General features: G+C 70.4%; 23 protein-coding genes. 8 read left to right on the top strand and 15 right to left on the bottom strand.

From position 1 onward, the window contains the following. The first annotated feature begins 13 nt into the window (after positions 1-13). The 6 genes from G515_RS21400 to dctP (G515_RS21390) all read left to right on the top strand — a co-directional run bounded on the left by G515_RS21400 (position 14) and on the right by dctP (G515_RS21390) (position 7469). Positions 14-619 (top strand): HD domain-containing protein, encoded by a 606-nt coding sequence (locus tag G515_RS21400; protein WP_036555787.1) that lies wholly within the window; start codon positions 14-16, stop codon positions 617-619. 143 nt (positions 620-762) lie between these two features. Then, entirely contained in the window at positions 763-2121 is a 1359-nt protein-coding gene (locus G515_RS21395) for an MFS transporter (RefSeq protein WP_211221032.1), read from the top strand. A gap of 403 nt (positions 2122-2524) precedes the next feature. Beyond that, the gene (locus G515_RS0113450; RefSeq protein WP_028660554.1) at positions 2525-3040 is read left to right on the top strand and encodes a TRAP transporter small permease; all 516 of its coding nucleotides are present in this window, start codon (positions 2525-2527) and stop codon (positions 3038-3040) included. A 51-nt stretch (positions 3041-3091) separates the two neighbouring features. Next, a complete protein-coding gene (locus G515_RS0113445) occupies positions 3092-4612 on the top strand; it encodes a TRAP transporter large permease (protein WP_028660553.1) in 1521 nt (506 codons plus the stop codon). 137 nt (positions 4613-4749) lie between these two features. Then, positions 4750-6042, top strand: coding sequence for a TRAP transporter substrate-binding protein DctP (dctP, locus tag G515_RS0113440; protein ID WP_028660552.1), 1293 nt, complete (start codon positions 4750-4752; stop codon positions 6040-6042). A 185-nt stretch (positions 6043-6227) separates the two neighbouring features. Then, complete coding sequence (gene dctP / locus G515_RS21390) at positions 6228-7469, top strand: TRAP transporter substrate-binding protein DctP (protein ID WP_157571105.1); 1242 nt, start codon at positions 6228-6230, stop codon at positions 7467-7469. A 137-nt stretch (positions 7470-7606) separates the two neighbouring features. On the opposite strand, the gene G515_RS0113430 is transcribed toward dctP (G515_RS21390), so the two are convergent. Beyond that, positions 7607-7882: a DUF4031 domain-containing protein gene (locus G515_RS0113430; protein WP_028660551.1), complete on the bottom strand. Its 276-nt coding sequence runs from the start codon at positions 7880-7882 to the stop codon at positions 7607-7609. A gap of 57 nt (positions 7883-7939) precedes the next feature. On the opposite strand from G515_RS0113430, the gene G515_RS0113425 reads away from it, so the two are divergent. Beyond that, positions 7940-8284 carry a hypothetical protein gene (locus tag G515_RS0113425; protein WP_028660550.1) on the top strand — a complete coding sequence of 115 codons (345 nt, stop codon included), beginning with the start codon at positions 7940-7942 and terminating at the stop codon, positions 8282-8284. Positions 8285-8296: 12 nt separating this feature from the next. Here the strand turns inward: G515_RS0113425 and G515_RS0113420 are convergent, their stop codons facing one another. After that, on the bottom strand, positions 8297-9004 hold the full coding sequence (locus tag G515_RS0113420; protein ID WP_028660549.1) for a GntR family transcriptional regulator: 708 nt from the start codon (positions 9002-9004) through the stop codon (positions 8297-8299). Between the two features lie 101 nt (positions 9005-9105). On the opposite strand from G515_RS0113420, the gene G515_RS0113415 reads away from it, so the two are divergent. Continuing rightward, positions 9106-9717, top strand: a complete 612-nt coding sequence (locus G515_RS0113415) for an alpha-ketoglutarate-dependent dioxygenase AlkB (RefSeq protein WP_028660548.1) — start codon at positions 9106-9108, stop codon at positions 9715-9717. Positions 9718-9844: 127 nt separating this feature from the next. On the opposite strand, the gene G515_RS0113410 is transcribed toward G515_RS0113415, so the two are convergent. The 13 genes from G515_RS0113410 to G515_RS0113350 all read right to left on the bottom strand — a co-directional run bounded on the left by G515_RS0113410 (position 9845) and on the right by G515_RS0113350 (position 25213). Next, a complete protein-coding gene (locus G515_RS0113410; RefSeq protein ID WP_028660547.1) occupies positions 9845-10627 on the bottom strand; it encodes an SRPBCC family protein in 783 nt (260 codons plus the stop codon). After that, positions 10627-11490 (bottom strand): FAD binding domain-containing protein, encoded by an 864-nt coding sequence (locus tag G515_RS0113405; protein WP_028660546.1) that lies wholly within the window; start codon positions 11488-11490, stop codon positions 10627-10629. The genes G515_RS0113410 and G515_RS0113405 overlap by 1 nt, the downstream gene beginning before the upstream one ends. Positions 11491-11542: 52 nt before the next feature. Next, positions 11543-14047: a xanthine dehydrogenase family protein molybdopterin-binding subunit gene (locus G515_RS0113400; RefSeq protein ID WP_028660545.1), complete on the bottom strand. Its 2505-nt coding sequence runs from the start codon at positions 14045-14047 to the stop codon at positions 11543-11545. After that, a complete protein-coding gene (locus tag G515_RS0113395) occupies positions 14044-14529 on the bottom strand; it encodes a (2Fe-2S)-binding protein (RefSeq protein ID WP_028660544.1) in 486 nt (161 codons plus the stop codon). Before G515_RS0113395 ends, G515_RS0113400 begins: the two co-directional genes overlap by 4 nt. Positions 14530-14646: 117 nt before the next feature. Continuing rightward, positions 14647-15873, bottom strand: coding sequence for a helix-turn-helix domain-containing protein (locus G515_RS0113390; RefSeq protein WP_028660543.1), 1227 nt, complete (start codon positions 15871-15873; stop codon positions 14647-14649). A gap of 67 nt (positions 15874-15940) precedes the next feature. Continuing rightward, positions 15941-16528, bottom strand: coding sequence for a TetR/AcrR family transcriptional regulator (locus tag G515_RS0113385; RefSeq protein WP_028660542.1), 588 nt, complete (start codon positions 16526-16528; stop codon positions 15941-15943). A gap of 311 nt (positions 16529-16839) precedes the next feature. Further along, a complete protein-coding gene (locus G515_RS0113380) occupies positions 16840-18000 on the bottom strand; it encodes a thiolase family protein (RefSeq protein WP_028660541.1) in 1161 nt (386 codons plus the stop codon). Between the two features lie 99 nt (positions 18001-18099). Then, the gene (locus G515_RS0113375) at positions 18100-19254 is read right to left on the bottom strand and encodes an acyl-CoA dehydrogenase family protein (protein ID WP_028660540.1); all 1155 of its coding nucleotides are present in this window, start codon (positions 19252-19254) and stop codon (positions 18100-18102) included. Between the two features lie 68 nt (positions 19255-19322). Beyond that, on the bottom strand, positions 19323-20201 hold the full coding sequence (locus G515_RS0113370; protein ID WP_051218436.1) for an acyl-CoA thioesterase: 879 nt from the start codon (positions 20199-20201) through the stop codon (positions 19323-19325). An 8-nt stretch (positions 20202-20209) separates the two neighbouring features. Next, the gene (locus tag G515_RS0113365; protein WP_028660538.1) at positions 20210-21895 is read right to left on the bottom strand and encodes a class I adenylate-forming enzyme family protein; all 1686 of its coding nucleotides are present in this window, start codon (positions 21893-21895) and stop codon (positions 20210-20212) included. A gap of 183 nt (positions 21896-22078) precedes the next feature. Further along, a complete protein-coding gene (locus tag G515_RS0113360; protein WP_028660537.1) occupies positions 22079-23215 on the bottom strand; it encodes an XdhC family protein in 1137 nt (378 codons plus the stop codon). Continuing rightward, the gene (locus tag G515_RS0113355; protein ID WP_051218369.1) at positions 23208-24341 is read right to left on the bottom strand and encodes a vWA domain-containing protein; all 1134 of its coding nucleotides are present in this window, start codon (positions 24339-24341) and stop codon (positions 23208-23210) included. The genes G515_RS0113360 and G515_RS0113355 overlap by 8 nt, the downstream gene beginning before the upstream one ends. Continuing rightward, positions 24338-25213 carry an AAA family ATPase gene (locus G515_RS0113350; protein ID WP_028660535.1) on the bottom strand — a complete coding sequence of 292 codons (876 nt, stop codon included), beginning with the start codon at positions 25211-25213 and terminating at the stop codon, positions 24338-24340. Before G515_RS0113350 ends, G515_RS0113355 begins: the two co-directional genes overlap by 4 nt. Positions 25214-25251 lie beyond the last annotated feature (38 nt).

Genomic DNA, 25251 nt, shown 5'->3' with positions numbered 1-25251 from the left:
TTCAATGGGTCGGGTGGACCTCCCGCATCAATGGCCGCTGCCCGACTCACCCGACCTCGGTGAGGACCTGGTGGCGGCATACACCGACCCCACCCGGCACTACCACGACCTCCGTCACCTCACCGAGGTACTCACCCAACTCGACGAGTTGGCTGCGGCCGGTGAGCTCTTCCCCGACCTGCCGGTGACCCTGGCCGCCTGGTTCCACGACGCCGTCTACGACGGCGAGCGGGACGCCGAGGAGCGGTCGGCGGTGTGGGCGGAGGAGGCACTCCGGGGCCTGGTGCCCGACGACGTCGTGACCGAGGTCGTCCGACTGGTCCGGCTGACCGAGACCCACGACCCCGCCGACGACGACCCCGCGGGCCGCGCCCTCTCCGATGCCGACCTCGCCATCCTCGCGGCCGACGAGGCCCGCTACGCCGAGTACGCCGCGGCCGTCCGAGCCGAGTACGCCCACCTGTCCGATGAGGACTTCCGGATCGGTCGTACCCAGGTGCTGGAGACGCTGCTCGACAAGGAGCGGCTGTTCCGCACCGAGTACGCGTACAGGCGCTGGGAGGTTGCGGCCCGCACGAACGTCCGTCGCGAACTGGCCGGCTGGCACGCCTCGGTCTAACCCTCTTGTGCGGGCCGCATAGGCGCGCCCTATCTCCCTCTTCGTCCTCACGTCTTTGTCGCCGTGTGACCGCGCGCACATGATGGGGGTCACGCCCAGTGACATTCCCCTGGGCACTCTCCCCTCGACGTGAAGGACACGCCGTGACCCTGACCCATCCCGCCGAGCCCGCGCGGCTCGACGACACCAGGCCCCCCGAGGACCACAGGCTGAAGGCCTGGGGCTTCACCGGGCTGCTGATGCTGCTCTACATCATCAACTGGGCCGACAAGGCCATCTACGGTCTGGTCGCCCAGCCGCTCTCCGAGGAGTTCGGGCTCAGCCAGGGCACGATCGGGTTCATCGGCTCGATGTTCTTCGTGGCGATGACCGCGGGCAGCTTCCTGGCCGGCGTGATGGGCCGGTACTTCACCCTCAAGTGGTGCCTGGCGATCATGGCGATCGGCTGGTCCTTCGCGATGCTGCCGCTGGCCTTCGCGGGCGGCTTCGCGATCCTGCTGCTCAGCCGGATGTTCCTCGGCCTCCTCGAGGGTCCCTCCAGCCCGATCATCCACACCGCCCTGTACAGCTGGCACCCGAACGAGAAGCGCGGCCTCCCCTCGGCGTGCATGGCCGCGTGCGCCTCGATCGCCAAGATCGCCGTGGCTCCCGTCATCGCCGTCATCATCGCCACCTGGGGATGGCGGGCCGCGTTCTTCGCCTGCGCGGCGATCGGCCTGGCCTGGCTGCTGGCGTGGCTGCCGACCTGGAAGGTGGGGCCCTACGGGGCCGAGACCGGGCGCCGTTCAGCAGCCGGCGCGGATATCGCCTCCGCCGCGGCTGCCGCGGAGCCCACCGTTCCGCTCCTGAAGATCATGACCACCCGCACCTTCATCGGCGGCGCGTTCGCGTGCATGACGATGTACGCCATCGTCACCGCGGTGCTCACCTGGCTGCCGTCGTACTTCGAGCTGGGCCTGGGCTTCAGCCGGGTCGAGGCCGGTGCCATGTTCGGCTTCCCGAGCATCGCCTCCCTGGTCATCCTGTTCATCCTGACCTCGCTCAGCGACCGGCTGATCGCGCGCGGCGCCACCTCCCGTGTCCTGCGCGGCGTCGTCCCCGCCATCGGACTGCTCTTCACCGGCGCCGCACTGACCCTGCTGCCCTACGTCGACGGCAAGTACTTCGCAGTCGCCTTCATCTCGATCGGCTATGCCTTCGGTGCCTCGATCTTCCCGCTCTTCAATGCGGGTCTGTCCGAGATCGTCCCGCCGCGCCAACTCTCCGCCGTGCTCGGTGTCTTCATGGGCATCATGGTCCTGGGCGGCATCTACGGCCCCTGGCTGACCGGGCTGATCGTCGACGCTGCTGCGACTCCCGTGGCCGGCTACACCGCGGCGTTCCAGACCTTCGGCCTCATGGCCCTGGTCGGCAGCCTGATCGCGCTGTTCGGGGTCAACCCCGAGCGCGACAAGCTCAAGCTGCGCCCGCATCTGGCACAGCCCTCCCGTACGGAGGTCTGAGCGCTCCCGCCTGGGGCCTCGCCACGCCTCTCGCGCCTACGCCGCCCGCCCGACCGGTCGATCCCGACCGGTCGGGCGGGCGTTCTGCGTCCGCAGAGGTCGGCGTCGTGTGACCGTTATCACAACATCACCGGGATGCATAGGCTCTCGCTATCACCCCATTCACCCGAACGTCTTTGTGGTCCCCGTCACCCACCGACACGATAGGGGTCCGCCCTGACCTCCGGGTCGGGTGCAGCGGTTGCCACCGCCACGCCTGATCACCTCGGTCGATCCCGTGCAGCCGGCACCCGTGCCAGCCCGACCGGGAGGCGGATCCCCGGCACTGCTCCGCAGCGTCAACCAGTCCGCCGCCCCGGTCGGCTGCGTGACCTGGCCCGCCCCGACACAGAGGTGACCCCCGTTGCGATTCCTTCACGGTCTCGACAAGACACTGTCGATCTTCACGGCGATCGCCGTGATCCTCATGATGCTGCACATCGTTGCGCACGCGCTGATGCGCGCCTTCTTCAACGCACCGATCTACGGCACCAACGAGCTCGTCGCGTACTGGTACCTGCCCGTGGTCGCCCTGCTGGGCATCCCGGCGGCACAGCTACAGCGCGAGCACATCTCGGTCACCCTGGTGCTCGAGCGGCTCAACACCACCACCGCTGCGGTGTTCAAGATCTTCGCCTGCGTCTTCGGTGCACTCCTGTCCCTGGGCTTCGCCTGGTTCGGCTTCGCCGAGGCGATGGACAACATGGAGATGCGATCCACTGCCGGCGTGACCGACATCATCACCTGGCCGGTCTACTTCCTCGTCCCGGTGGTCTTCATCCTGCTGGGCATCCTCTACGTCCTGGACATCCTCACGATCGCCCGCACCGGCGATGTCGAGGCCGACGAAGTGGGCGAGCACATCGATGCACCTGTCTAGCCCGACCCCACCCGAAGACATCCACGGCCAGGCACGACAGGAGAACCCCCGATGAGTGAGACCCAGACAGACCCCACCACCCCGGCCCCGCCGCTGTTCCCCACCGCCACCCGACGCCGCGGCCGACCCAGCTGGCTCGCCCTCGCGATCGGCTTCGGCCTCTTCGCCATCTGCCTGATCGGCCTGTTCACCAGCCCCACCCCCGCCGTCGCCGGCCTGTGGTGCATCGGCATGATGCTGGTCCTGATGTTCCTCGGCGTCCCGATCGCGGTCTCCCTGGCGATCCCCTCCCTGGTCGGCATCTACGCCCTCTCCGGCATCCCGGCCACCGAGAACATCCTCTCCACCGCGCCCTACCACTCGGTCTCCAAGTGGTCCATGAGCGTGCTCCCGATGTTCATCTTCATGGGCATGCTGCTCTCCCAATCGGGCATGACCACCCGGATCTACCGCGCCACCGACCGCTGGTTCTCCTGGCTGCCCGGCGGGATCGGCATCGGCACCACCGCCGCCGGAGCCGGCCTGGCCTCGGTCTCCGGCTCCACCATCGGCATGACCTACGCCCTGGGCCGCGCCGGCATCCCCGAGATGCTCCGGGCCGGATACGACAGGCGCGTCGCGGTCGGCACCATCATCGTCTCCGGCCTGCCCGGCAACCTGATCCCGCCCAGCATCCTGCTGGTCATCTACGCCGGCATCGCCTCGGTCCCGGTCGGCCCCCAGCTGGTCGCCGGCGCCGTCCCCGGCATCTTGATCGCGGTCTTCTTCGGCGTCTTCATCTTCGCCCTCGGCGTCCTGTTCCCCCACCTGGTCGGCCGCGGCAAGAAGGGCGAAGGCGTCCAGGACAAGGTCACCTGGGCCCAGCGCTTCCAGTCCCTCGGCGAGATCTGGGGCTTCCCGGTGATCATGGCCGTCCTGTTCGGCGGCATGTTCTCCGGCACCTTCACCCCCACCGAGGCCGGCGCCGCCGCCGCACTCACCGCCCTGATCCTGTGCCTGTGGTACACCCGCAACGACAACCCGCTGCAGAAGGTCGCCAGCGCCGCCTTCGCCACCGTCTCGGCCACCTCCGCGATCTTCTTCATCATGATCGGCGCCGAGATGCTCACCCGGCTCCTCGCGATCACCGGCCTGGCCCCGATGATGACCGACTGGATCACCAGCTTCGGCCTCAACCGGGTCGGATTCCTACTCGTCCTCGTCGCCCTCTACGTCGTGATGGGCATGTTCTTCGACACCCTCTCGATGATGCTGCTGACCATCCCGATCCTGCTGCCCACCCTGACCACCATGGGAGTCGACCCACTCTGGTTCGGCGTCTTCGTCGTCCTCCTCGGCGAACTCGGCATGATCACCCCACCCGTGGGCATCCTCACCTACCTGGTCCACAACATCACCAAGAGCCCCGAGGTCAACCTCGGCCAGACCATCACCCTCAAGGACGTCTTCACCTCCCTGGCCTGGTTCCTCCCCATCGTGGTCCTCTTCCTGATCGTCATGATCGCCGTCCCCGAAATGACCCAATGGCTCCCCGACCTGTTGGAGAACAGCAGCAGCTCCGCCACCCCGTAGGAGTCTGCTGAGCCCTCCGCGCGGCCGGGCGCCGCCCGGCCGACGGCGACCTCGGGAAACGCCGGAGCAACACCCGTTTGGTTCCACCTGCGCAGTTCCTGATCCGTCCGACAGAACTCTTCGAAGGGGAGAACACGATGTCAGCACCACGTCCCAGGAGGTCCCGGGCCCTGGCCCTGGTGGCCGCGGCCGCCGGAGTGAGTCTCACGCTCAGCGCGTGCGCCGGCAGCGCCGGAGGCGGCAGTGACGAGGCCGGTTCGTCCGGCTCCGGCGAGGGCTTCGAGTACGACGCCCCGCAGGAGGACGTCGACGCGGTCCTCGAGGACCTCGACCCGGTGACGCTCACGTTCCAGCCCTCGGCCGCCTCGCAGAACTCGGTGATGGCTCCGGCCGGCACCGTGTTCAAGGACATCGTGGAGGAGCGCTCTGGCGGGAAGATCAAGGTCGACATCGTCTGGGGCCAGGCGATCGCCGGCTGGACCGAGGTGAACGACGCACTCGCCGACGGCCGCATCGACGTCGCCTACACGCTGCCGGTCTACGAGCCCACCGAGTTCCCGGCGATCAACGACCTGGGCACCTCGCTGGCCGGTCTCTCCTCCTCGCCGTTCGTGGGCGAGATGGTGGCCAACGCGGTGGGTAGCGAGATCGCCTGGGACAACGAGAACGTCCTCGAGCAGTACGAGGCGAAGGGGCTGGTCCCGCTCAACCCGCTGGCGGCCTCGGGCGGCTACTACACCGTCTGCTCGGACCCCGTGGAGACGGCTCAGGACTGGGACGGTCTGCAGGTGCGGATCGCCTCGACCGCTCAGGCCGCCCAGGTGGAGAACCTCGGCGGCACCCCGGTCTCGATGGAGTACGGCGAGACCTTCGAGGCACTCCAGCGCGGCACCGTCGACTGCACCCTGGGCCAGCTCGTGCCTTCGGCGGAGGCAGGCGTCTTCGAGGTCGCGCCCGAGCTCGGCTACACCACCGACTCGAGCTTCTCCCGGTCCCCGGGCGCCTACCTGGCGGGCTCGACGTACCAGGAACTGCCGCTCGCCTACCAGCAGATCATCTTCGACAGCATGGCGTTGGCGTCCTCCGGTGGCATGCAGGCGATCATCGGCGGCAACGCCGACGCGGTGAGCCAGGCCAAGGAGGCCGGCGGCCAGGTCGCGCCGTTCGCCGACGACATCCAGGATGAGATCCGCTCCTACTCCGAGGAGCTCACCTCCGAGGCGGTCGCCAACGGTGAGATCCCCGAGGACATCCAGCAGGTCATCGCCGACTCCGCCGAGCAGTGGACCACCGAGTTCGAGGGCCTGGGCTACACGGACAAGGGCGAGACCAAGGACTTCGACCAGTGGTACGACCCCGAGACCGACTACACGGCCTACGCCGAGGCGGTCTACGAGAACGGCGCAGCGATGGAGCACCGCCCCAGCTGAGCCGCGTCGCCTCACCTCTCGGGGAGCCGCGCGGTCCGGGTCCCAGTCCACTCGGCGGGGGCTGGGACCCGTCAGAGGGGTGTGCCGCGACCGCGGCGCACCCCTAGAAGACAACCCTCATCACGGAGAGCACATTGAGAACAGCAACCATCCGACGCCGCGTCGTGCGAACCACGCTCGGCGCCATGGCCCTCGCCACCGCGACGGCTCTGTCCGCCTGCGCCGGATCGGCCGGTGGCAGCGACAGCAGCTCCTCGGGAGGAGGTGAGGGGGTCGAGTACGGCGCGACGCCCGAGGAGTACCAGGAGGCGCTGGCCGACATGGAGCCGGTGACGCTGAAGTACCAGCCCGGTGCTCAGTCCGCGGCGGGTCACACCGGTGAGGCGGAGAGCGAGTTCATCAAGCAGGTGAGCGAGCTCTCCGGCGGGAAGATCACCCTCGAGCCGGTGTGGGCCCAGGCGATCGCCCCGTTCGACACCGTGACCGAGGCCGTCGCCGACGGCCGGCTCGATCTGGGCATCGAGATCCCGATCTACACGCCGAGCAAGTACGCCGCGATCAACGACCTGATCAACCTCACCCCGTCCAAGCCGGCCAGCCCCTACGTCACCGAGATCGCGCACACCGCCGCGATGCTGGAGACGGCCTGGGACACCCCCGAAGTGATGGACAACTACGAGGCGATGGGCGTGACCGCGCTGCGACCCGCCTGGTTCGAGTTCTCCAACGCGCTGATGTGCACCGAGCCGGTGACCAGCCCCGCCGACCTCAAGGGCAAGCAGATCCGGGTCGGTTCGGCCGCCGACCTCACCATCGCCGAAGCGCTCGGCGCCACCGGTGTCTCGATGCAGTTCGTCGAGGCGTACGAGGCGCTCCAGCGCAACACCATCGACTGCACCTTCGGCGGCCTGCGCATCGGCGCCGAATACGGCTTCCTCGAGGTCGCGCCGTACGTCACGTTCCCGACCGAGGCGGCCTGGGTCCGCAACCCCACCGCCCTGGTCGCCGGCCCCGGCTACACCAACCTTCCGCTGGCGGCGCAGCAGGTCATCTACGACGCGTTCTCGACCGCGAACGCGAACTCGCTGGAGGCAGCGGTCTCCTGGACCGCCGACGCGCTGACCAAGGTCGAGGAGAACGGCGGCGACGTCGTGCGCCTGGACGAGGACGCGATGGAACTGCTCAACGGTGCCATCGACAAGCTGCGGCAGCAGACCATCGACTCGGAGAACCTCGACGGCCAGGCCGCGGTGGACGCCTTCGACGAGAACTACGACAAGTGGATCGCCATCGCGGAGGAGGAGGGCTACGAGAACACCGACGACTACTTCGCCTTCGCCGACGCCCAGCACGCCGACCCCGTCGACCTCCAGCCGTTCTCGGAGCGCATGTTCGAGGAGATCTACCTCGAACACCGCCCTGAGTGACCCTGGCTGCCCCACCTAGGGCCCGCGCGGTAGTGCAGCGCCACCGCCGGTGCGTCCCCGTCCTGGGCACGCACCGGCGGCGGCACGCACCGGCGGCGGCACGCACCGGCGCGGCGACACGCTCGCGCACATCCAGTTCAGCGCGAGGCGGGCCTCTTCCGCCGGCGCAGGTCGGCGGCGATGAGCCTGGCGACCAGGTCTCGGCTGGAGGTCGGCGTCGCGCCCGCGGCCACCACGGCGTCGTACCACTCGGAGGGGACGTCGTAGTGGTCGCGGTCGAAGCCGCGCTCGGGCAGGCCGACCTCGCGCGCGAAGTCGTGCAACTCCTGGTAGGACGTGTCACTGGCCAGGTGCGACCACAGGCGCCCTCGCCAGGGCACCAGCGGCGGGTCGATCAGCAGCACGCGCACCATCCTCACACGTCCGGCCGGCTCACCACTCCCCCTTGCCCGATGGGTGACCATGGAGGGGTGGATACCGTCCTCCTCCTCGAGGCCCGTGCCCGCGTCCTGGCTGATCTCGACGCCCGCGGGCTCGCCACCGCTCCCTCCGTCTCGGCATTGGAGGAGGCGGTGAGCGAGCGCGGCTGGTGGGTCGACCAATGGCCGGAGGGTGTCACGTACGTCGCCGGGCTGATCGCCCAGGACGTGCAGGACGCCCTGTTCGAGACCACCGGTCGTTGGCCGCTGTGCCGATCGTGTCCCGAGCCCGCGCCCCAGCACTCGCTGTTCATCAGCCCCGACCTCGGCGGCCCCGATCCGGTGTGGATCTGCGAGGAGTCGGGGGACGTCGTCGCCCCGCTCGGCTGCCTGTGAGGTCTCGGGGAGTCAGCGGTCCTCGAGGCTGAGGCGTAGGGCGTAGCGATCACCGCGGAAGACCGACTGCGACACCTCGATGACCTGGCCGTCACACAGGCCGCGACGGCGCTTGCGCAACACCGGCATCGTCTCGCGGGTCCCGAGGTGGACAGCCTCCAGTGCGCCGGCGTGGTCCGCGGTCCAGTGGTCCTCCACCCGGGTGGGTCGCAGTTGGCGCGCCCCGAGCCAGGCGTACAGGCTGGCCGGCAGCGCTCGGGTGAGCGTCTCGACCAGCCGGGCGGGCAAGAACACGTCCTCGAGGCAGAGCGGCTCACCGTCGGTGAGTCGGAGCCGTCGCCAGTGCACGACCGCCTCGCCGTGGGACAGTTCCAGCGCTCGGGCCACCCCGGGGCCGGCCTGCTCGCGGCGGGCCAGCACCGTGCGGGTCTCGACCATCTGCCCGATCCGGCCGAGTTCCTCGGTCAGGCCGACCACCCGGTTGAGGGGGCCGCGGGAGGCGGCGAAGCTCCCTCGCCCCGGGATCCGCTCGACGAGCCCTTCGGAGACCAGCGCGTCCAGCGCCTGACGCACGGTCATCCGAGCCACGCCGAACCGCTCCACCAGGTCGCGCTCGGAGGGGAGCGGTGTGCCCGGCGAGGCCTCATCGAGCAACTCCCGGAGAGCCTCACGCACGCGCACATGCTTGGGGCGGGGGCCCCCGAGATGCGCGTCGGCCATAGCCCGAGACTAGGCATCAAGCGGGGTCAGTGTCTGCCCAATCGTTAAATCCGGCACTAGGATCGAACATTCTTTCGAACTTCTGGAGTACGGTGAGGCCCATGGACTTCCAGGGCACCCTGTTCGAAGCCGCACCGGCCACCCCGGATTTCAGTGGGCTTATCCGGACCCCGTTGACCCGCGGTGCCTGGGTCGACGTGTGCCCGGCCTGGCTCCCCGAGGCCGACGACGTGTTCCGAGCGCTGCTCGACGACGTGCCGTGGCGGGCGGAGCAGCGGGAGATGTACGACCGGGTGGTCGAGGTGCCCCGGCTCGTCCACACCTACCTGCGCGGTGAGGCACTCCCCCATCACCGACTGGTGGAGGCCCGGGAGAGCCTGAGCGCTCACTATGCGCCCGAGCTCGGCGAGCCGTTCGTCACCGCCGGCTGCTGCTATTACCGCGACGGCCAGGATTCAGTGGCCTGGCACGGCGACACGATCGGGCGCGGCAAGATCCACGACACCCTGGTCGCGATCGTCTCCGTCGGCGACTCCCGCCGGCTGTGTCTGCGTCCCCGCGGCGGCGGCGACTCGATCTCGGTGGAGCTCGGGCACGGCGACCTGGTGGTGATGGGCGGCAGTTGCCAACGCACCTGGGAGCACGCCGTGCCGAAGGTGGCCCGTGCCGGCCCGCGGATCTCGGTGCAGTTCCGCCCGCTCAACGTCTTCTGACCGGCCGACTCGGCGCCCTGCCCAACCTTCGGTGGACGGGTGGCCCGCTCCGTGCGACGGGCAGGACGCCTCGACGGGCTCGGCGGACGGACGGACCGCCGACCGAGCCTGTCGAGGTCCACACGGGTCAGGCGGAGCGCCTCCTGATGCGTCGGCTGACCCACCACACCACGACCAGCGCACCCAGAGCGGCCGCGGCCGGCTTCGCGTAGGTCTTGATCAAGACCGGGAGCACTGTCGCGCCGAGATCGAGTGCCTCCGGCTCCGGCGCCCGATGCTGCGGTCTCGGGGGCTGCGCCTCGGCCGGCCCTGCCGACCTCAGCGGAGGCTCGACGGACGTCGTCGCACCGGTGTTCGCCTCGTCTGCCGTGCCTTGCCCCGCGGACTCCGCCGTACCGTCCACGGGACCACCCGCTCCGGCTGCCCCGGCGACCGGGACAGGAGCGGGCTCCGCGGCGGTTTCACCACCGGACTCGGCCCGCTCGGCCAGGCAGGCGACGAACTGGCCGAGCAGCTTGTCCGAGACGTCTTGCAGCACTCCCCGGCCGAACTGGGCCGGCTTTCCGGTGATGGCCAGGTCGGTGTGCACACTGACCCGGGTCTCCTCCGACCCGTCGGCGAGTTCGACGGTGACGGTGGCGCCCGCCGTACCGTTGCCGCGCTTGTCCTTGCCCTTGGCCTCGACCACCATCCGGCGGGCGGACTCGTCCTTCTCGGTGAAGGTGCCCGAGCCGTTGTAGACCAGGGCGATCGGGCCGAGCTTGACCTTCACGGTGCCCTGGAAGGAGTCGTCCTCGACCGAGGTGACCTGGGCGCCCGGGAAGCATTCGGCGAGGGAGCCGATGTCGAGGAACCGCTCCCAGGTCTCCTCCACGCTGCCGGGCACGCTGAACTCGTGCGTCAACTCCATCAGGCGGTGCCTCCTGAGATGGCGGTCATCAGGGCGCGGCGGGTGAGCACCTGGGCCAGGTGTGAGCGGTACGCCGCATCGCCGTTCAGGTCGCTGGGGGGCGCCGTACCCTCACTGGCCCGGGCCGCAGCCGCGGCCACGCTCTCCTCGGTGGCAGGACGGCCCGTGAGCGCCTCCTCGACACCGCGGGCGCGCAGCGGGGTGTTGCCCATGTTGGTCAGCCCTACCCGGGCCTCGGCGACGGTGTCGCCCTCGAGACGGACGGCCACCGCCACGGCCACGATCGACCACTGGTGCTTGACCCGCACGAACTTCTCGTAGTGGGTCCGCCAGCCGGTGCGCTTGGGCACCCTGATCTCGGTGAGGATCTCGTCCTCCCCCACCGCCGTCTCGAAGAGGTCGAGGAAGAACTCGTCGGCGGCCACCGTCCGGGTGCCGCCCGCGCCCGCGATCACGAAGCGGGCGTCAAGGGCTCGCGCGGGCGCCCCCAGGTCACCGGCCGGGTCCGCATGGACCAGCGCGCCGCCGATGGTGCCGCGGTGGCGAATCTGGGCGTCGGCCACCTCGGCCTCCGCATCGGTCAACAGGCGAGCGTGCTGCGCGACGAGCGGGTCCTCGCCCACCACGGCGTGCGGGGTCATCGCCCCGATCACCAGCTCGTCACCCTCCTCGCGGATGCCGCGGAGCGACTCGATCCGGCCGAGGTCGATCACCCACTCGGGAGCGTTGAGCCGCATCCTCATCACCGGCAGCAGGCTCTGCCCGCCCGCGAGGAGCTTGGCGTCGTCGCCGTGCTCACCGAGCGCGGCGAGCGCCTCCTCGAGCGTGGTCGGTGCGACGTAGTCGAATGCCGCCGGGATCATGCGGGACCGCCCTTCGAACCGGAACCTTCTGCGGGCTGGGCTGGGATGCGGATCACTGGCCTGCTCCTTCCGTGCTGGACGCGCCGGGCTGTTCCTGGTTGCCGGCGGCTCCGCCGGACTCGAAGTGAGGCATCGCCGCCCCCGGGGTCGAACCGCCGGAGCCCGCTCCGTGGATGGCCTGCCACACCCGCTGCGGAGTGCACGGCATCGTGACGTCCTCGACGCCGAGCGGTCGCAGCGCGTCCACGACGGCGTTGACCACCGCCGGTGTGGAGGCGATCGTGCCGGCTTCGCCGACCCCCTTGGTGCCGAGCGAGTTGGTCAGGCTCGGGGTGACCGTGTGGTCGAGGTCGAAGCTGATCGTGTCGGCCGCGGTCGGCAGCAGGTAGTCCACGAACGACCCGCTCACCAGGGTGCCGGACTCGTCGAAGACCGCCTCCTCCCACAACGCCTGGGCGATGCCCTGCACCAGGCCGCCGTGCACCTGACCGCTGACGATCAGTGGGTTGATGATGGTGCCGACGTCATCGCAGGCGACGTACTTGCGCATCCTCACCTGGCCGGTCTCGGTGTCCACCTCCACCGCGCACAGGTGGGTGCCGTGGGGGTAGCTGAAGTTGACCGGGTCGTAGGTCGCGTCGGAGTCCAGCGAGGGCTCCATCCCGTCGGGCAGGTTGTGCGCGGCGAAGACCGCACCGGCCACGTCCTGGATGCTGATGCCGGCCTCGGTGCCCCGGACGGAGAAGGTGCCCGCACGGAACTCCAGGTCCTCCACGGAGGCCTCCAGCAGATGCGCCGCCACCGGCTTGGCCTTCTCGATCACCTTGTCGGAGGCCTTGACCAGCGCTTCACCGCCCACCACCAGGGAGCGGGAGCCGTAGGTGTCCAGCCCCTTGGGAGCGACCTGGGTGTCGCCGTGCAGCACCTCGACGTCCTCGAAGGGTACGCCGAGCCGGTCCGCCACGATCTGGCTGAACGCGGTCTCGTGCCCCTGCCCGTGGGCGCTCGCCCCGGTGACGACCTCCACCGTGCCGGTGGCCAGCATCCGCACCTGGGCGCTCTCCCACCCGCCGGCACCGTAGTCGAGACTGCCCAGCACGCGGCTGGGTGCGAGCCCGCACATCTCGGTGAAGGTGCTGACCCCGATCCCGAGCTGGACCGGGTCACCCGACTCGCGGCGACGCCGCTGCTCGGACCGCAGGTCGTCGTACTCGAAGAGCTCCTTGGCCCGCTCGGTGGCGGCCTCGTAGTGCCCCGAGTCGTACTCCAGCCCGGCGACCGTGGTGAACGGGAACTCCTCGTGCTTGATCCAGTTCTTCTCCCGCACCTCGAGGGGGTCGACGCCGAGTTCGGCGGCGAGCTCATCCATCATCCGCTCGATACCGAAGGTGGCCTCCGGTCGGCCGGCACCGCGGTAGGCGTCGGTCCAGGTCTTGTTGGTCAGCACGGTCTGACAGGCGAAGTGGTAGGCGGGGAACTTGTAGATCGCGTTGAACATGAACGCACCCAGCACTGGTACGCCGCCACCCACGATCGCGACGTAGGCCCCCAGGTCGGCGAGCAGCTCGACCTTGAGGCCGGTGACGGTGCCGTCCTTGGTGGCGCTGAGGGTGAGCTTCTGCCACTGGTCCCGACCGTGGTGTGCGCTCATCAGGCTCTCGGAACGGGTCTCGGTGTACTTCACCGGCTTGCCGAGCCGGCGCGCCAGCGCCACCGTGAGCCACTCCTCGGGGGTGAGCTGGAGCTTGCCGCCGAACCCGCCACCGACGTCGGGGGCGATGACCCGCAGCTTCGACTCAGGTATCCCGAGCGTCGCCGCCATCGCGAAGCGCAGCACGTGCGGGATCTGGGTGGCCGACCAGACGGTGAGTTGCTCGCCGGTCGGATCGACCACGGTGGACCGAGGCTCCATGAACGCCGGGATCAGCCGCTGCTGCCGGAACTCGCGCTCGATCACGACCCCGTCCGTCCGCGCCCGGGCGATGGCCTCCTCGACGTCGCTGCCGGTGCCGGCCTCCGCGGAGTCGAAGATCCACAGGGCGCTCTTGTTGGTGCCCAGGTCCGGGTGGGCGAGCGCCCCGCCGTTCTCCGGCGTCGCGGCGGCCGCCTCCTTCAGGTCGACCGCAGCGGGCAGCTCCTCGTAGTCGACATCGACCAGTTCGGCCGCGTCCCGCGCCTCCGCGGCGCTGCGCGCGGCGACGACGGCGACGATCTCGCCGGCGAATGCCACCCGGTCGACCGCCATCGGCGTGTGGACCGGCGTGACCTGGTCGGGGGTGATCGGCCAGGCGTTGATCAGCACCCCCATCTCCTCGCCGAGCTCCGGGCCGGTCAGTACGGCGACCACCCCGGCGGACTGCTTGGCGGCCGCGGTGTCGATGCCGGTGACCCGGGCGTGCGCGAACGGACTGCGCACCATCGCGAGGTGCACCATGCCGGTCAGGGTGATGTTGTCGGTCCAGCGGGTCCGGCCGGTGATCAACCGGGCGTCCTCCTTGCGGCGACGGTCACGACCGATCTCCGCCTCGGCCACCGAGCGGTCATCGACCGTGGTCATGGCTGCTCCCCCTCGGCGGCGTACTGCACCGCACGCACGATGTTGTGGTAACCGGTGCAGCGGCACAGGTTGCCCTCGAGCCCCTCCCGGATCTCCTGCTCGGTGGGGTGGGGGTTGCGGTTGAGCAGGTCGACCGAGGCCATGATCATGCCGGGCGTGCAGTAGCCGCACTGCAGGCCGTGGCACTCCCGGAAGGCCTCCTGGACGGGATGCAGTTGCCCGTCGGCACGGTCGGGGACGGTGTCGGCCAGGCCTTCGATGGTGGTGATCTCGCCACCGTCGGCCTGGACGGCGAGGACGTTGCATGACTTCACGCTCTGCCCGTCGAGGTGGACGGTGCAGGCTCCGCAGTTGCTGGTGTCGCAGCCGACCACGGTGCCGGTCTTGCCCAACTGCTCGCGGAGATAGTGCACCAGCAGGGTGCGCGGCTCGACGTCGTCAGAGACCGCCATGCCGTCGACGGTGAGTTTGATCCGGGTCATGAGAACTCCTGATCACACGAGGGGGTGTGTTGTACACCACAACCTAGTGATGTCGAGGTTGGGCGCAGGTTGGTCGGGCGCCCCTTCATCGATTTACGGGCCCGAGGCCTGGACCCGTCAGTGTGCCGCCGCAGCCAGCCTGGCCTTGAGCAGCGGCAGCGCCGGATGCGGCCGGCCGGAGCGGCTGAGCTCGTCCAGACCCGCCTGGACCACCTCGAGGTCGTACGGCGCCAGGTCGGCGTAGCGCAGCACCGCGTCGGGCCGCGGGTCGGCGAGCAGCGCCTCGCGCACGGCGACCGCGACGTACTCCCCCAACTGGCTCAGCGCCGGCGAGTTGGTGCCCGGCAGCAGGTCGCCGCCGTAGACCTCCATCGCCAGGCCGATCTCCCCCCGCCGGAGCAGCCCGAGGACGTGCTCGACATCGGTGGCGACCGGCATGCACAGCCGGTAGGGACGGGAGGAGAGCTGGCCGCCGAGGGCGTGCCGCAGATGCGATACCTCCGCCTTGAGGGTGGAGAAGGTGACCGCCTGGTCGCCGTACAGCATCGCGTGCAGACGTTCCAGGGAGAGCCCTTCGGGGTGCAGCGCAAGCAGGGCGAGCACCTCGGTCTGGCGCCGGTTGAGCAGCAGCCGGTGGCCGTCGAGGCGGGCCTCGGCGGTGCCGAGCAGGGTCATCACCAGACCGGGGTCGGCGGTCTCCTCGGGCTCGCCGGCGCCGTGCCGGGAGGCAGGTAGCGCCTGCTCGATCAGCCGGGCCAGCACTCGAGCGGTGGCCAGCCCGATCGGGTGGGTGCGGTCCCAGGTGGTGGAGAGGTCGAGCACACCGAGGCGGTGGCCGGTGACCGGGTCGTGCACCGGTGCGGCCCAGCAGACCCAGTTGTGCACGATCGGCGCGTAGTGCTCGGCGCTGAAGACCATGCTGGGACGCCCCAGCCGATTGGCCAGGTCCAATGCGTTCGTGCCGACCGAGCGGTCGTCCCATCGGCCGCCGGGCACGAAGTGCACCTGCTCGGCTCGCTGCCGCATCATTCGGCCGCCGTAGGTCCACAGCACCCGGGTCTGGGGGTCGGTGACGCCGATGACCAGGTCGCCGTCCTCGGCGCTGCGTCGCAGCTCCTCCTCCACCCGCTCCACCGCGACCTGCAGCCGTGAGTCCTCCCAGTAGGCACGGGCGTCGGACTCGTCGCCCAGGGGTGCCGCGGGCACGGTGGTCTCGACCGTGACCCGTGACCGGCACCAACTGTGCAGGATCTCCGGTCGCACCGGGACCTGCGCCGGGGAGCCCTGCACGAAGTCGGTCCAGGCCCGGATCGCCGCCTGGCGCTCCTCGTGCAGGTGCCTCATGCCTCGCGAGGCTACACCGGCGTGAACCGGCTCACACGTGAACCCGGGTCCCCGCCCGCCGGAGGGGTCAGGGACGGTACTCGACCAGGGTCAGGGCGAGGGCGACGTAGCGTTCGACGAGCTCGTCGACACCGACCGCGCCCTCCACGTCGTACCACTGGGCGATGGCGTTGCACATCGCGATGATCGCTCGGCGCGCGTCCTCGGCGTAGGCGGTGTGGAAGAGACCTGCTTCGAGACCGTCCTCGACGATGCCGCGGAACCGGTCGGAGGCCTCGTCGTTCCGCTGGTGCCACCGCTCGAGGTGCTCCGGCTCGAGGCTGCGGGTCTCGCTGAGCACGATGTTGCTCTTCACCGGGTGCTCGATGCGGAAGTGCACCGTCGCGGTGACCAGCGCCCGCAACCGGTCCGCGGGATCCTGTGAGGCGGCGGCGAGGGCCTGGTCGCAGGCACCCCAGTACGACGCCTGGTCGGCCTCCAGGATCGCGGCCAGCAGGTCCTGCTTGCCCTTGTAGTAGTAGTACAGCGCCGACAGGCTCAGCCCCGCGCGCTGTGCGATGTGCCGGATCGACGCGCCGCTGTAGCCGCGCTCGGCGAACTCGTACCGGGCGGCGTCCACGATCGCCTGCTGGCCCACGGCCGCACGTACCGTCACGAATCCTCCTTGGTCGGACCGGATTGCTCGTTCGCTGTGAGGCCCTGGCGCGAGCGAAATCCGGATGTGGTGCTACTCAACTCGCGCGGCAGCGTACAACTCCCACGACTTCGCGAACACGCTCGCGCTGATCGCGATCCGCGCGGCAGCGTGGCGCCGCCGCCGGTGCATCGTTTCCTCTGCACGCACCGGCGAGCCGCGACACGCTCGCGCACTCATTCAGCCTCGCGCGGCAGCGTGGCGCCGCTGCCGGTGCATCGTTTCCTCTGCACGCACCGGCGAGCCGCGACACGCTCGCGCACCTATTCAGTTCAGAGCAGCTCGAGGATGGTGCCGTTGGCCATGCCGCCGCCCTCGCACATCGACTGCAGGCCGTACTTGATGCCCTGGTCCTTCATGTGGTGGACCAGGGTGGTCATCAGGCGGGCACCGGAGCCACCGAGAGGGTGACCGAGGGCGATCGCGCCACCGTTCGGGTTGAGCAGCTCGTAGTCGGCGCCGAGGTCCTTCTGCCAGCCGAGCGAGACGGAAGCGAAGGCCTCGTTGATCTCGAACGCACCGATGTCGGAGAGCTTCAGGCCGGCGCGGTCGAGCACCTTGCGGGTGGCGGGGATCGGGCCCTTGAGCATGGTGATCGGGTCGACGCCGGCGAGAACGCCGGTGTGGAAGCGCGCGATCGGGGTCCAGCCGTTCTTGGCGGCGATCTCGCTGGTGGTGATGAGCAGGCCGGCCGAGCCGTCCGAGATCTGCGAGGAGTTGCCGGCGTGGATCACGCCGTCCTCCTTGAAGACGGTCTTGAGCTGGCCCATCTTCTCCAGGGTGCCGCCGCGACGGATACCCTCGTCGGTGTCGAAGAGGCCGTTCTCGGTCTGGACGGGAGCGATCTGGTCCTTGAACCGGCCCTCGTCGACCGCCTTGGCCGCGCGGGCGTGGGAGTCCAGCGCGTGCTGGTCGAGCTGCTCGCGGGTGAGGCCGTACTCCTCGGCGATCATCTCGGCGCCGATGCCCTGGTTGAAGCGGTAGTTGTCGTAGCGCTCGGCCACGAGGGTGCCGTACGGCGTGCCGAACTGGCCACCAGCCGACGTGGCGCCCATCGGCACCCGGGACATGACCTCGACGCCACCGGCGATGGCGACGTCGTACTGACCGGCGATGACGCCCGCGGCGACCTGGTGCACGGCCTGCTGGGAGGAGCCGCACTGACGGTCGATGGTGAGGCCGGGGACCGACTCGGGCCAGCCGGCGGCCAGCACGGAGTAGCGGCCGATGCAGCCGGCCTGCTCGCCGACCTGGGACACGCAGCCCCAGACGACGTCGTCGATGATCGTCGGGTCGAAGCCGTTGCGCTCCTGCAGCGACTTGAGCACGTGGGCGGAGAGGTCGGTGGGGTGGATGCCGGAGAGGGCGCCGGCGCCGGGCTTGCCGCGGCCGACCGGGGTCCGGACGGCGTCGACGATGACTGCGTCACGCATGGTGGTCACTCCTGTGATGGGTGGTGGTTGGTCGAACTGGTGGAGCTGGGGTGGTGCGTCGGGGTGGTGGACCGGCGTACCTGCCGCCGGTCCACCTCATCAGAGACCGAGGTCCTTGGCGATGATCGTCTTCATGACTTCGCTGGTGCCGCCGTAGATCCGGGAGACCCGGGTGTCGGCGTACAGCCGGGCGATGGGGTACTCCCAGATGTAGCCGTAGCCACCGTGCAGCTGCACGCACTTGTCGATCACGCGACCGGCGACCTCGGTGCAGAACAGCTTGGCGCGGGCGGCGTCGGCGATGCTGAGCTCGCCGGCGTCGAGAGCCTCCAGGGCCTGGTCGGCCATGATCCGGGCAGCCTGGGTCTCCGCGGAGCACTCGGCGAGCACGAACTTGGTGTTCTGGAACTTCGCGACCGGCTGGCCGAAGACCTGGCGCTCCGAGACGTACTGGGTAGCGAACCGGATCGCGGCCTCGGCGGCCGCGGCCGCGCCGAGTGCGATGGTGAGGCGCTCCTGGGGCAGGTTGCTGGTGAGGTAGCGGAAGGCCTCGCCCTCCTCGCCGAGCAGGTCGTCGACCGGCACCTTCACGTCGGTGAAGGCCAGTTCGGCGGTGTCGGAGGCCTTGAGCCCGAGCTTCTTCAGCTTCTTGCCGACCACGAAGCCCTCCGAGGTGGTGTCGACCACCAGGATCGAGAGCCCGCCGCGACGGTTGTCGGGGTCGAACGGCGAGGTGCGGCACACGACCAGGATCCGGTCGGCCAGCGCACCACCGGTGATGAAGGTCTTGGCGCCGTTGAGGATGTAGTGGGACCCGTCGTCGGAGAGGACGGCCTTGGTGGCGATGTTCGCCAGGTCGGAGCCGGTGCCGGGCTCGGTCATCGCGATGGCGGTCATGATCTCGCCGCTGACGAAGCCGGGCAGCCAACGCTTCTTCTGCTCCTCGGTGCCCTTCATCAGGTAGGGGAGCATCAGGTTGGTGTGCACCGAGTGCGAGCCGAACGAGACGGCCGCACGGGTGGTCTCCTCGATCGCGATCGCGGCGTACTTGAAGCTGGGCTCGCCGCCGCCGCCGTACTCCTCAGACACCTGCGTGCCCAGGACGCCGAGCTCACCGAGCCGGTTGTAGAACTCGCGGGGCGGGTGCCCCTGCTCCTCCCACGCGTCGTGGACCGGGACGACCTCCTTCTCGATGAAGTCCCGCAGCATCTGGCGGTAGGACTCGTGGTCCTCGTTGTACACGGTGCGACGCATGGTTCTCTCTCTGTCCTGGATCGGGGGGTACTGAAATTGTCGGGATTCGGGGATGGATCGGGGGCTGCTCACTCGCCGGGCGGTACGACGACCACGGACTCCTGGGCGGTCGAGGCGACCAGCCGACCGCTGCGGTCGTAGAACTCGCCGTGGGCCAGCGCGCGGCTCTCGCCCTCCAGCACGCTGCGCTGGCGGTAGAGGAGCCACTCGTCCGCCCGGCAGGCGTGGTGGAACCACATCGCGTGGTCGAGGGACGCGACCCGGGTGCGGGAGACCGCGCGATTGATCTCGGTGATGCCGTGCGCGAGCAGTGCGGTGGGGCTGAGCGTCACATCGGAGAGGTAGGCCAGCGCCGCCTCGTGCACCCCCGGGTCGTCGGGGAGTCTGCCCACGGTGCGGAACCAGGCGATCTTCTCCACCTCGCCCTCCTCGGGGCGACGGCGCACCGCCGCCTCGCGGCACTCCATCGCACCGCGGATGTGACTCTCGGGGTCGCGGAACCAGAAGCCGTCACGCAGGTCCTCGGGCCCCGGCACGTCGGGCATGCTCGGCTGGCGGGTGAGCCGGCCCCGGCCGGCGGTGTCGGCATAGGAGCACTGCAGGGTGGCGACCTCGGCGCCGCCCTGGCGCACCTCCACCCGGCGATTGGCGTAGCTGCGGCCGTCGCGCAGCAGCTGGACGTCGTAGAACGCGTCCTCGGTCGGGCTCACCGCGGCCAGGAAGTAGCAGTGCAGGGAGTGCAGCCGGCGTTCGATCGGCACGGTCGCCCGAGCGGCCATCAGCGCCTGCCCGAGCACCGCGCCGCCGTACGCCGCCGTCGGCCGACCCTCGTGCGGACGGCCGAGGAAACCGCCCTCGACCGGCCGTACGGTCATCAGGTCGCCGCGACCCAACGGCCCGTAGCCGTCCTGGTCGACCTCGGGCACGGTCTCCACCGGCTCGGTCATCCACACGCTCACCGCGCGCCCCCGGAGTAGTTCTGGCGCAGCTCGGTCTTGAGGATCTTGCCGGCCGCGGAGACGGGCAGCGCGTCGACGAAGACGACCTCACGGACCTTGGCGTAGGCCGCCACCCGCTCGGCCACGAACCCCATCAGCTCCTCGGCCAGCTCCGGGGTGGCGTCGTACCCCTTCTCCAGGACGACGAAGGCGACCGGGATCTCGCCGACCTCGGGCACCGGGGCGCCGATCACGCTGGCACCGGCCACGGCGGGATGCTGGTGCAGCGACTCCTCCAGCGGGACCGGGTAGACGTTGTAGCCCTTGTAGATCAGCATGTCCTTGGCCCGGCCGACCAGGAACAGGAAACCGTCCTCGTCCAGCCGACCGATGTCACCGGTGCGCAGCCAGCCGTCGACGTACTGCTCTGCGGTGAGGCCGGGCTGGCCGTGGTAGCCGGCGGTCACCTGCGGACCGCGCACCCACACCTCGCCGGTCTCCCCGACCGGCACCTCGGCGCCGGCGCCGAGCTCGCGGATGGCCACCTCGGTGTCGAACAGCGGGGTGCCGACGCTCCCCTTGGGGGTGGGGTTGGGGTCGTCCACCGGGTGCATGGTCACCGCCATGGTGGCCTCGGTGAGGCCGTAGCCCTCGACGATGGTGGCGTTCGGGAAGACCCGGCCCAGCTTGGCCAGGGTGTCGGTGTCGATCGGCGCGGCACCGGAGTTGACCACCTTCACCGAGGTGAGGTCGCGCTCGAAGACTCCCGGCACCGTGAGCAGGGCGTGGAAGAGCGCGGGCGAACCCGGCAGGGTGGTGATGCGCGCCTGCTCGATCAGGTCGATGAAGCCGGCCGGATCGAAGCGTCCCACCACCGTCGCACATGACCCGGAGACCACGGAGCCGACCTGGGCGACCAGGCCCATCGCGTGGAACATCGGCGCCAGAGCGGCGCCGACGCCCTCGCCGAGGGGGCTGATGTACCGCGTGCCGCCGCCGTCGATCGCCTCCAGGTAGACACCGCCCTCGGCGTCCACGCGGGGCACCGCACCGCCCCGGAAGGACTGGACCTGCAGGGAGTTGGCGACCACGTTGCGGTGCAGCACGCGCACGGCCTTGGAGCGGCCGGTGGTGCCGCCGGTGAAGGAGAAGTGAGCCACGTCGTCGGGCTCCGGGCTGGCCGCCGGGCCGGCCTTGTGGTCGAGCAGCGACTCCACCCGGAGGCAGTCGGTGTCCTCGGGCACCTCACCCGGGGCGACCGACGTGCCCGGCACGATGATCCGGTGGGCGAGCGTGGGGACCCCGTCGAGGGGAAGACCGGCGACCGTCTGCGGGTGGGTGAACACCGCGACCGCCCCGACCTCGCCGAGCTGGTCGGCGATGGCCAGCGGCGGGAGGCTGGGGTTGACCGGTGTGACCGCGGCGCCGGCAAGCAGGATGCCGAAGTAGGTGGTGGTGAACCACATCGAGTTCGGCTGGTGCAGCGCGACCGCGTCGCCCTGCCTGACGCCGAGCTCACGCAGACCGGTCGCGATCCGCAGGGCCCGGTCGTACAGTTCCGCGTAGGTGAGCGTGGTCTCGCCGTCCCGGATCGCCGGTCGATCGGCGTACCGCCGGGCCGAGCCAGCCAGGACGTCGCCGACGGCGGCGCGCGGGTAGTCCAGCGAGGCACTGGTGTGGCCCGCAGGCAGGTACCGGGACATGCAGGAACTCCTAGGTTTTCGAACGCTCGTTAAGTAACGACGTGGGAGTACGGTAACCCCACTTCCTGTGAGCCTCAACACTCGTCCGGAGTGCGACCGGCCACATTGCCGCGAGGGGCCGCCCGATCCTCACCGACCGGCGCCGTCGCGATGGGATCGGTGGGCTATCGGTGGACTACGGGGTCAGTCCGTGTGGATTCGCCCGGAGGTGCGAGCCAGCGGCTCACCGCTGCCTCCCCAGCGTCCCGCGACGATCTCGGCCGCGATGCTCACAGCGGTCTCCTCGGGGGTCCGTGCACCCAGATCGAGCCCGATCGGGCTGCGCAGGCGCGCGAGTTCGTCGTCGGTCAGGCCCGCCTCACGGAGTCTGGCGAGGCGGTCGTCGTGGGTACGCCGCGAGCCCATGGCGCCGACGTAGGCCACCACCGGAAGCCGCAGGGCCACCTCGAGCAGGGGTACGTCGAACTTCGGATCATGGGTCAACACCGCGATCACCGTGCGCTGGTCGATCCGGCCGGACTCCTCCTCGGCGGCGAGGTAACGATGCGGCCAGTCGACCACCACGTCCTCCGCGCCCGGGAACCTGCTCGCGGTCGCGAAGACCGGCCGCGCGTCACACACGGTCACCCGGTAGCCGAGGAAGGTGCCCACCTTGGCCACCGCCGCGGCGAAGTCGATGGCCCCGAAGACCAGCATCCGGGGCCTGGGCGCGAAGGCCCATACGAAGACGCGGGCGCCCTCGCCGCGGCGCTCGCCGTCGGGCCCGTAGGTGAGGGTGCCGTGGTGCCCCGCGGCGAGCAGGCCCAGCGCGTCGTCGTGTACGGCGGCCTCCAGACGCCCGGACCCGAGCGAGGCTCCCCTGACGCCGGTCGAGGCATCGACACCCGGCCGCACCACCATCCGGCGACCGACCCGGCCGGGGTCGGGGTGCTCGACCAGGGTGGCCACCGCGACCGGGCGGCCGGCCTCGAGATCCGCGGCGATGTCGTCGAGTTCGGGGAAGGTCTCCCGGTCGACCTTCTCCACGAACACGTCGAGGATGCCACCGCAGGTGAGGCCGACGGCGAAGGCATCATCATCGGAGACGCCGTAGCGCTGGAGCACCGGATCGCCCGAGTCGAGCACCTGCTGGGCGAGGTCGTAGACCGCACCTTCGACGCAGCCCCCGGAGACCGAGCCGACCGCGCTGGCGTCCGGCCCGACCAACATCGAGGCCCCCGGGGGACGCGGCGCGGACCTGAAGGTCGCCACGACCGTGCCCATCCCGACGCTCTTGCCCGATCGCCACCAGTCCAGCAGCTGCGGCAGCACCTCACGCACGACCGATCACCTCCACGAGTTCAGCGTAGGTCGCCAGCGAATGCCCGGCCACGAAGTCGTCCAGATGCGGTAGGACGGCCACGATCCCGCGCTGCAACGGTTCGTAGCCGACCTTGCCGCGGTGCGGGTTGACCCATACGACCCGATGCGCGACCCGATGCAGCCGCGCGACCTGCTCGGCGAGCTGGTCGACCGAGCCCCGCTCCCAACCGTCGCTGGCGATCACCACCACCGCGCCCCTGGCCATCCCCCGGCGACCCCAACGGTCCATGAAGGCCTGCAGGCCCTCCCCCAGCCGGGTGCCGCCGGACCAGTCCGGCACCGAGTCACCAGCGGCCGCCAGCGCCCGCTCGGGGTCGCGGTGACGCAGCGCGGCGCTGACGCGGGTCAACCGGGTGCCCACCGTGAACACCTCCACCCGACCGGCGCTCGCCGGGGCCGTGACCAGCCGGTGCCCGAGGCGCAGCAGGGCCTCGGTGTATCCGCTCATCGAGCCGGAGACGTCGATCAGCAGCACCACCCGCCGCGGACGTACGCCGGGTCGCCGCCACGCGATCTCGCCGGGCTCCCCCATCCTGCGCAGCGAGGCCCGGAGGGTGCGGGCGGCGTCCACCTCACCGCGGTGCCACCGCCGGTGCCGGAAGGTACGCCGCCACGGCGGCCGCACCCGCAGCCCGCCGAACAGCACCGCCAGCCGCGCCCGCTCCGCCGCCGAGAGGGCGGACACGTCCCGGTGGCGCAGCACCTCTGCCGCACTGGCCCGGGCCCGGACCGGGTCCTCACCCTCGCTGGTCTCCTCACCGGGACCGAGCTCGTCGAGCGGGAGATCCACGATCGTGGCGGTGGCGGTAGCCGGCGCCCGGCCGGTTCCGAGCGCGGCGGGGTCGCCGAACCAGGCGGTGAAGATCTCGTCGTAGCGCGAAAGATCGTCCGGTGAGCCGCAGAGCGTCGCCCGGCCCGCGGCGTAGGTGCCGGGCAGGTCGTCGAGGCCGAGGATCGCCACGGCCTCCAAGTAGCTGCGGCTGCGGTCCTGGGTCACCGGCACTCCGGCGGCACGCAGCGCCCGGGCGAAGCCGAGGAGCACCTCGACCGCGGGCCGGGCCGCTCCGGCCCCCGGTCCGGTCACGCCAACAACCGGTCGAGTGCGGCTCGGACGCGCTCGGTGTCCTCGCGGTACTTGACCAGGGCACCCAGCGTCGTCGCGGCCGAGGAGAGGTCCAGCTCGGTGGTGCCGAGGTGGTGCAGCGCCCGCGCCCAGTCGAGGGTCTCGGCAACGCCGGGGGGCTTGAGCAGTCCGGCGTCCGTCCGCAACTGCTGGACCACGGCGACGACCTGGCGGGTCAGCGTCTGGTCCACCTCGGGTGCGCGGGAGCGCACGATGGCGACCTCCCGCTCCAGCCCGGGGTGGTCGATCCAGTGGTAGAGACAGCGCCGCTTCAGCGCATCGTGCAGCTCGCGGGTGCGATTGGAGGTGAGCACGACCAGCGGCGGCTCCGGTGCGGCGATGGTGCCGAGCTCGGGGATGGTCACCCGGTAGGTGGCCAGCACCTCGAGCAGGAACGCCTCGAACTCGTCGTCGGCCCGGTCGACCTCGTCGACCAACAGCACCGCGGGAGCCTGCTGGAGGGCGGCCAGGACCGGGCGGGCGAGCAGGAAGCGCTCGTCGTAGAGGCTCTTCTCCGCCTCCTCGACGTCCTGCCCGGAGCGGCCGACCGCCTCGAGCGCTCGCAGGTGCAGGATCTGGCGGGGGAAGTCCCAGTCGTAGAGCGCCTGGCTGGCGTCGATCCCCTCGTAGCACTGCAGCCGGACCAGCGGCAGCTCCAGCGCCTCGGCGAGCGCCTCGGCCAGCGCCGTCTTGCCGGTGCCGGGCTCCCCCTCGAGCAGCAGTGGCCGCTGCATCCGCAGGGCCAGGTATGTGACGGTGGCGAGTTCGGGGTCGCTGAGGTAGCCCGTCCCGGCCAGACGATCGGCCAGCTGGTCGGTGGTCAGCGCATCCATGGCCACACCATAGTGTCGGAGACGTTGGCTAGCGTGAG

This window comes from Nocardioides insulae DSM 17944 (assembly GCF_000422825.1).
Taxonomy (GTDB): domain Bacteria; phylum Actinomycetota; class Actinomycetes; order Propionibacteriales; family Nocardioidaceae; genus Nocardioides; species Nocardioides insulae.
The sequence above is the reverse complement of the archived record's forward strand: the minus strand, read 5'-3'. Positions and strand labels throughout refer to the sequence as shown.

What these genes read in the sequence shown, in the direction of transcription:
- G515_RS0113445 (WP_028660553.1), top strand. Translation starts at nt 3,092, where the DNA reads ATGAGTGAGACCCAGACAGACCCCACCACCCCGGCCCCGCCGCTGTTC.
- dctP (WP_028660552.1), top strand. Translation starts at nt 4,750, where the DNA reads ATGTCAGCACCACGTCCCAGGAGGTCCCGGGCCCTGGCCCTGGTGGCC.
- dctP (WP_157571105.1), top strand. Translation starts at nt 6,228, where the DNA reads ATGGCCCTCGCCACCGCGACGGCTCTGTCCGCCTGCGCCGGATCGGCC.
- G515_RS0113430 (WP_028660551.1), bottom strand. Translation starts at nt 7,882, where the DNA reads ATGGTGCGCGTGCTGCTGATCGACCCGCCGCTGGTGCCCTGGCGAGGG.
- G515_RS0113420 (WP_028660549.1), bottom strand. Translation starts at nt 9,004, where the DNA reads ATGGCCGACGCGCATCTCGGGGGCCCCCGCCCCAAGCATGTGCGCGTG.
- G515_RS0113415 (WP_028660548.1), top strand. Translation starts at nt 9,106, where the DNA reads ATGGACTTCCAGGGCACCCTGTTCGAAGCCGCACCGGCCACCCCGGAT.
- G515_RS0113410 (WP_028660547.1), bottom strand. Translation starts at nt 10,627, where the DNA reads ATGGAGTTGACGCACGAGTTCAGCGTGCCCGGCAGCGTGGAGGAGACC.
- G515_RS0113405 (WP_028660546.1), bottom strand. Translation starts at nt 11,490, where the DNA reads ATGATCCCGGCGGCATTCGACTACGTCGCACCGACCACGCTCGAGGAG.
- G515_RS0113400 (WP_028660545.1), bottom strand. Translation starts at nt 14,047, where the DNA reads ATGACCACGGTCGATGACCGCTCGGTGGCCGAGGCGGAGATCGGTCGT.
- G515_RS0113395 (WP_028660544.1), bottom strand. Translation starts at nt 14,529, where the DNA reads ATGACCCGGATCAAACTCACCGTCGACGGCATGGCGGTCTCTGACGAC.
- G515_RS0113390 (WP_028660543.1), bottom strand. Translation starts at nt 15,873, where the DNA reads ATGAGGCACCTGCACGAGGAGCGCCAGGCGGCGATCCGGGCCTGGACC.
- G515_RS0113380 (WP_028660541.1), bottom strand. Translation starts at nt 18,000, where the DNA reads ATGCGTGACGCAGTCATCGTCGACGCCGTCCGGACCCCGGTCGGCCGC.
- G515_RS0113375 (WP_028660540.1), bottom strand. Translation starts at nt 19,254, where the DNA reads ATGCGTCGCACCGTGTACAACGAGGACCACGAGTCCTACCGCCAGATG.
- G515_RS0113370 (WP_051218436.1), bottom strand. Translation starts at nt 20,201, where the DNA reads ATGACCGAGCCGGTGGAGACCGTGCCCGAGGTCGACCAGGACGGCTAC.
- G515_RS0113365 (WP_028660538.1), bottom strand. Translation starts at nt 21,895, where the DNA reads ATGTCCCGGTACCTGCCTGCGGGCCACACCAGTGCCTCGCTGGACTAC.
- G515_RS0113350 (WP_028660535.1), bottom strand. Translation starts at nt 25,213, where the DNA reads ATGGATGCGCTGACCACCGACCAGCTGGCCGATCGTCTGGCCGGGACG.